We start from the raw sequence: 6,000 nt of genomic DNA, 5'->3' as shown, positions 1-6,000 counted from the left end.
TGAACAAAAAACGAAACCACTGACAAAAATCAATGATTCCAGAAATACATCTCGCAAAGAAATAAACGAGAAAAGCCACAACACAAACAACCAAATAATTTGATTGTCCATGCGTGCCAAAAAATTTTGGCACTGACAATTTCATCGACACACTGTTGAGTTCTCAAAGAACACGCCAAACGCGGCTCACTTCACCACAACCCCGCACAACGAGGTCTTAACGGTGGAGTGGAAACCTTCGCAGGCAACCGTTCCAGGTTACGTTCTTGCGTCCCGCCTGTCAAGGCGACCCGCTCGAAGCAACCGTTCAAGCTTAGCAGAGCGGATTTCCGTGTGCAACTCGCTCTCGCGAGTCACTCTCGGAACTGCTTCGAACCGCTCAACCGCACGTTTCGACGCCCTCGACCGTGTAACACGTTCGAGAGTCAGTCTCTCCGTTGTGGTTGGCTGCTCGGAGCAACCGTTCCAGCTTATGTCGGAGTCGATCTCGGTGTCAAACCGGGCTCGGCTCCATGTTTTCAAGGTGTCAGCGTTTCTACCGCTTGACCTGGGCTTTTCGGCCCCGTCCTTGTCGGTGTCGCTCTGACTTCGAATAAGTTACGCACCGTGGAACGGAAGCACAAATCCCCAGGTCAACGCGTAACGCGTTGTTCATCTGACCTGGTCAGAGACTTGCGGCTCGCGGCGGACCGTCGAATCACACGTTTGTGACCTGCAGCACAAAGGCCGCCCCGCGCTCGATGGCGGGACGGCCTCAGTGGTCATGACCAGCAGTTTCAGGCGAAACGAGCGCCCGCGAAGGTCTTCTTGCCGCGGCGGAGGACCAGCCACCGCCCATGGAGCAGGTCGCCGGCGGCCGGCTCCCACTCCTCGGTCTCGACCTTCACGTTGTTGGCGTAGGCACCGCCCTCCTTCACCGCCCGACGTGCGGCGCCCTTCGACTCGCACAGACCCGACGCGGTGAGCAGGTCGACGATCGTCCGCGGCTCCCCCGCCGCCACCTCGACGACGGACGCCTCCTCGAGCGCCGCCGCGAGGGTGCCCTCGGGAAGATCCGCCAGCTCGCCGCGACCGAACAGCGCCTGCGCGGCCAGCTCCGCGGCGCGGGTGTGCTCCTCGCCGTGGACCAGCGTGGTCATCTCGGCGGCCAGCCTCTTCTGGGCGGTGCGCTTCTGCGGGGCCTCGGCCGTCTCGCGCTCCAGCTCGGCGATCTCCTCCTGTGTGAGGAAGGTGAACCAGCGCAGGTAGCTGACCACGTCGGCGTCGGCCGTGTTCACGAAGTACTGGTACCAGGCGTAGGGGCTGGTCTGCTCCGGGTCGAGCCACAGGGAGCCGCCGCCCGTGGACTTGCCGAACTTCTTGCCGTCCGACGACGTCACCAGCTGCGTGGTCAGGGCGTGCACGTGCCGCCCGTCGATCTTCCGGTTCAGGTCCACGCCGGCCACGATGTTGCCCCACTGATCGGACCCGCCGATCTGCAGCGCGGCGTCGTAGCGGCGCGCGAGTTCCACGTAGTCGTACGCCTGGAGCAGCATGTAGCTGAACTCGGTGTAGCTGATCCCGTCCGACTCGAGCCGGCGCTTGACCGTCTCGCGCGCGAGCATCACGTTGATGGAGAAGTGCTTGCCCACGTCGCGCAGGAAGGTGGGCACGTTCATCTGCCCGTGCCAGTCCAGGTTGTTGACCAGGATCGCCGCGTTCTCGCCGTCGAAGGCGACGAAGCGCTGGAGCTGGGTGTCGATCTTCGCGGCCCACTCGGCGACGGTGTCGACGGAGTTCATGACGCGCTCGCCGACGTCCCGGGGGTCGCCGACCTGGCCCGTCGCGCCGCCGCCCAGGACGATCGGGCGGTGCCCCGCCTCCTGGAAGCGACGCAGGGTGAGCAGCTGGACGAGGTGACCCGCGTGCAGCGACGAGGCGGTGGGGTCGAACCCGGCGTAGAGGGTGATCTGCCCCGCGGCGAGGCGCTCGCGCAGCGCGTCGAGATCGGTGGACTGCGCGATCAGGCCGCGCCAGGACAGTTCCTCGAGGATGTCAGTGCTCACCCGTCCATTGTGAACGAACGGCCCCATCGCCGAGGTCCCCGCCCTGGGGTGGGACGGATGCTGGTCGTGCCGGCCGGCTCAGCGGCTCACCGACGGATGCCCCTCCAGCCACAGGCGCCAGCGCTTCTCGACCGCCTTGCTGATCCCGATCCGCGGACCGGCGGCGACCGGGCCCCGTCGGGCGGCGATCTCGAGCCGGACCGCCGATGACGGATCGAGCACGTCGATCCCCTTGTCGGCCACGGTGATCCCCAGCGCCTGGCCGAGACGTCCCGGGCCGGCGGCGAGCCGCGTGTCGGGGTCGCGCACGGCGCGGCGCTCGCGCACTCGGTCCAGACCACTCTCGATGGCGGCCGCGCGGAGCAGCACCCCGGAGCCGACACCGTCCGGGCCGGCGGTGATGTTCACGCACTGATGGATGCCGTACGACAGGTAGACGTACAGGTGGCCCGCCGGCCCGAACATCACGTCGTTGCGCGGCGTCGGACCGGGATAAGTGTGCGCGGCGGGGTCGGGCCAGGGGCCGTTCTCGGGTGAGCCGTAGGCCTCCACCTCGACGATCCGGGCCCGGACCCCGTCGACGACGAGGACGGAGCCGAGGACGACACGGGCCGCCGAGAGCGGATGGACCGCGAGCCGGTCCCGCAGGGACCCGGTCACCCGAACCGGGTCACTGGGCGGCGCGGGCCAGGATCGACTCGTGCTCGGCGTCGTCGACGTCGCGGGCCTCGCCGATCAGCAGCACGGGCAGCCCGTCCTCGATCGGGTAGGCGCGGCGCAGGCGCGGGTTGTAGAACAGCTCGTCCGGCACGTACAGCAGCGGCCCCTTGTCCTGCGGGCAGGCGAGGATCTTCAGCAGCGTCGCGTCGATGGCCATGCCGCCATGCTACCCAGCGGGGAGCCACACCGGCTTGACCGCGGTGCCCTCGCGGGCCGCGGCCCAGGCCTCGTCGAAGTCGGCGAACGTGGTCACCAGCCGCTCCACGGGCAGTCGCCCCTCGGCCGCGGCCACGGCGAGCTCGGGCAGGAATTCGGACGGCTCCGAATCGCCCTCGATCACGCCGATCATGCGCAGGCCGCGGGCCATGATGAGCATGACGGGCAGGTCTGCCGACGGGGCGCCGAGCCCGACCACCGCGAGGGTGCCGCGCGGTCGGAGCGCCAGGATCGCCTGGCTCAGGACGTCCGCGCGGGCCGTGGTGTCGACGGCGGCGTGCGCGCCGCCGCCCGTCGCCTCGATGACCTGCTGCGCGGCCTGCGCCCCGGCCTCGACGGCGTGCGTCGCGCCCAGGTCGAGGGCGAGCGCGCGGCGGTCCTCGCGCGGGTCGACCGCGACGATCGTGGTGGCGCCGGCGAGCTTCGCCCCCATGATCGCGGCGAGACCCACCGCGCCGGTCCCGAAGACCACCACGGACTGCCCCGGTTCCACCTTCAGCGCGCGGGTCACGGTGCCGACGCCGGTCTGGACGCTGCAGCCGAGCGGCGCCGCGAGCTCGAAGGGCAGATCGCCGATGGGGACCGTGTTCCGATCGGTCGCGAGCGCGAAGCCGGCGAAGCTCGACTGACCGAAGAAGCCGCCGGTCACGGCCGTCTCCCCCGAGCGGATCCCCGGGAGTCCCAGATAGTTGCGCGTGATCGCCTGCTCGCAGTAGCCGGGCGTGCCCGCCGCGCAGAACTCGCAGGTGCCGCAGCTGTCGAAGGTGAGCGAGACCCGGTCCCCCACGGCCAGGCCGCGCGCATCGGGGCCGAGCGCCTCCACGACGCCCGCGCCCTCGTGGCCCAGGATCACCGGCAGGCCCTGTTCCGGCCACTGTGCGGCCAGGGTCAGGTCGGTGTGGCACACCCCGACCGCGTGGATCCGCACCAGGACCTGGTTGCCGGTGGGCGCGGGGATCTGGATCTCGAGGGGCGACGGTGCCTCGCCCGGCGCGGCGACGACCCGCGCGACGGTGCCTGTCACCGGTCCGCCAGGCAGCCGCCGGACGCCGCAGGGCGTGAGTCGCGCTCGAGGTAGAAATAGAAGTACGGGGCGACCAGCTTCTTCCCGGTCATGACGCCCATGACGGTGTCGTCGTCGACCTTGGCGAAGTGATCGATCACCGGCTGCCCGTCGTAGACCATCGACGCGGTCACGGTCCCGTCGAAGTCGACGAGGCGCAGCGTCGCCTCCCCCTTGCCGAGGGCGACGTTGGAGAACTTCTCGCCCTGCTCGTCCAGGCAGACCAACGGCTGCACGTCGTTCGCCGAGACGAAGGTCTTGCCGTACCAGCGCGCCTTGCCGAGAGCGCCGTCCATCGGGTGGCCCGACGGCAGCTCGCCGCCGTGCCAGTCCCCGAGCAGGAACTCGATCGAGACGGGCTCGAGCTGCGCGAACAGCCCCGCGAGTTCGGCGGGTTCGGAGTGGCGCGGCTCATCGATGAGCCCGCGGACGGTGCGCTCTGCGGTCATGCCGTGATGTTATCCGATGTTCTCCGCAGGTCGACCGGAAACGGGAACACGTTTCAGTAACTGAACGCCGTCGCCCCGTCGCCGATCCACTCCCACATGGGCACGGTCCCGCCCAGGGAGGCGCCGCCGATGAGCGGTTGCTCCCGCAGCCCCTTCGCGTCGACGCAGATCGGGCACACGAGGAACGTTCCTCCGGCCGCCGTGTACCGCGCGATCAGGTCGGGGATCGGCGGGCACCCCGTGCACGCGATGCCGGTGGCGACGCCGGCCGTCGCGAGGCGCACCGCCTCCTTGGTGAGGAACATCAGCGTGGGCCGGCCCGACTCCGCCGCGCCGACGGCGACGAGAAGCGCCACCGTCACCTTCTCCGTGTCCTCGAGTCCCGTGGTCAGCGAGACCACCGCCTTGCCGCTCATGTCGACCTCCTTCGCGTCGTCGTGCAGATGCACCTTCGATGCTGCTCCGGCGCAAGCGAACCCGGAAGACGTCAGCGCGAAGTTGGGTGCCCGCGCGTAGCCGCACAGCCCCACCCGGGAACGGGTGCGTGTGCGCACCCAGCACCGGGCGAGCGGGCGGATGGCCGCGGAGCGCAGGATCGCCGAGAGATCCCGTCGCCCGAGGACGACGCCCCGTCCCACCCCAGGGCATAGGTTCGTCGACATGACATCCATCGCAGTAGTCACCGGAGCCGGCCGCGGTATCGGCCTCCGGTTCGCCCACCGGCTCGCGGATCGGGGCCATCGCGTGATCCTCACGGACGTCGACGGCCCGGCCGCGGCGCGTGCCGCCGCGGAGGTCGGGCGGGACGCCGTCGGTCTCGCCCAGGACGTGCGGGACCTCGCCTCCCACCGCGACGTCGCTGAGCGTGCGCAGGAGCTCGGCCGACTCGCCGTGTGGGTGAACAACGCAGGCATCCTCATCGCGGGCGACAGCTGGGACCACGACGACGATCAGGTGCGGGCGATCCTCGACGTGAATCTGCGCGGCCCGATCGGCGGCTCCGCGGCGGCCGTCAACGCCATGGGCGCCCGCGGCGGCGCGATCCTCAACGTCGCCTCGATCTCCGCACTCTCCCCCGTCCCCGGGCTCGCGCTCTACGCCGCGACCAAGGCCGCCGTCCTTTCCTACACGACTTCGCTCCAGGGCGACCTCGACCACGCCGGCCTCCCGATCCGCGCCCGCGCCCTGTGCCCGGACGTGGTCCGCACGACGATGGTCACCGACCGCGAGAAGGACGCCGGCGCCGCCCTGCTCTTCGCCGGACCGAAACCCCTCGACGCGGACGACGTCGCGGCCGCCGGGCTGCGGCTCCTGCAGTCGCGCCAGATCTTCCGCGTCGTGCCGCGGTGGCGCGGCGCCCTCGCGCGGTCCTCCGATCTGGCGCCGTCCATAGGGCTGCCCGTGCTGAGCGCGATGCGGCGCCTCGGTGACCGGCGGCAGCGCGACTGACCGCCTCTTGACGACCCGGTTCCGCCGGGTGCACAATTCACTCGACGATGAATTCATC

Annotated in this window: 7 protein-coding genes; 1 reads left to right on the top strand and 6 read right to left on the bottom strand. The window is 69.7% G+C overall.

Features of this window, described 5'->3' with window-relative positions; all coding sequences use genetic code 11:
• Positions 1-776: 776 nt before the first annotated feature.
• Genes tyrS through LB823_RS12300 form a run of 6 tightly spaced genes read right to left on the bottom strand, consistent with a single transcriptional unit; the run spans position 777 to position 4,909 of the window.
• On the bottom strand, positions 777-2,072 hold the full coding sequence (gene tyrS / locus LB823_RS12325; protein ID WP_374201314.1) for a tyrosine--tRNA ligase: 1,296 nt from the start codon (positions 2,070-2,072) through the stop codon (positions 777-779).
• A 51-nt stretch (positions 2,073-2,123) separates the two neighbouring features.
• Positions 2,124-2,705 (bottom strand): DNA-3-methyladenine glycosylase, encoded by a 582-nt coding sequence (locus LB823_RS12320; RefSeq protein WP_224647504.1) that lies wholly within the window; start codon positions 2,703-2,705, stop codon positions 2,124-2,126.
• Positions 2,706-2,715: 10 nt separating this feature from the next.
• Entirely contained in the window at positions 2,716-2,922 is a 207-nt protein-coding gene (locus LB823_RS12315) for a Trm112 family protein (protein ID WP_102102028.1), read from the bottom strand.
• Positions 2,923-2,931: 9 nt separating this feature from the next.
• The gene (locus LB823_RS12310; RefSeq protein WP_224647502.1) at positions 2,932-4,005 is read right to left on the bottom strand and encodes an NAD(P)-dependent alcohol dehydrogenase; all 1,074 of its coding nucleotides are present in this window, start codon (positions 4,003-4,005) and stop codon (positions 2,932-2,934) included.
• The gene (locus LB823_RS12305; RefSeq protein ID WP_224647501.1) at positions 4,002-4,493 is read right to left on the bottom strand and encodes a DUF4334 domain-containing protein; all 492 of its coding nucleotides are present in this window, start codon (positions 4,491-4,493) and stop codon (positions 4,002-4,004) included. Before LB823_RS12305 ends, LB823_RS12310 begins: the two co-directional genes overlap by 4 nt.
• Before the next feature lie 53 nt (positions 4,494-4,546).
• Positions 4,547-4,909: a DsrE family protein gene (locus LB823_RS12300; RefSeq protein WP_224647512.1), complete on the bottom strand. Its 363-nt coding sequence runs from the start codon at positions 4,907-4,909 to the stop codon at positions 4,547-4,549.
• A gap of 244 nt (positions 4,910-5,153) precedes the next feature.
• Between LB823_RS12300 and LB823_RS12295 the strand changes: the two genes are divergently transcribed.
• Positions 5,154-5,942, top strand: coding sequence for an SDR family oxidoreductase (locus tag LB823_RS12295; RefSeq protein ID WP_224647499.1), 789 nt, complete (start codon positions 5,154-5,156; stop codon positions 5,940-5,942).
• The last annotated feature ends 58 nt before the right edge of the window (positions 5,943-6,000 follow it).

The sequence above is a fragment of the Tsukamurella sp. M9C genome (assembly GCF_020169415.1).
Classification (GTDB): domain Bacteria; phylum Actinomycetota; class Actinomycetes; order Mycobacteriales; family Mycobacteriaceae; genus Tsukamurella.
Note: the sequence above shows the minus strand (reverse complement) of the source record. Positions and strands in the feature narration are given on the sequence as shown.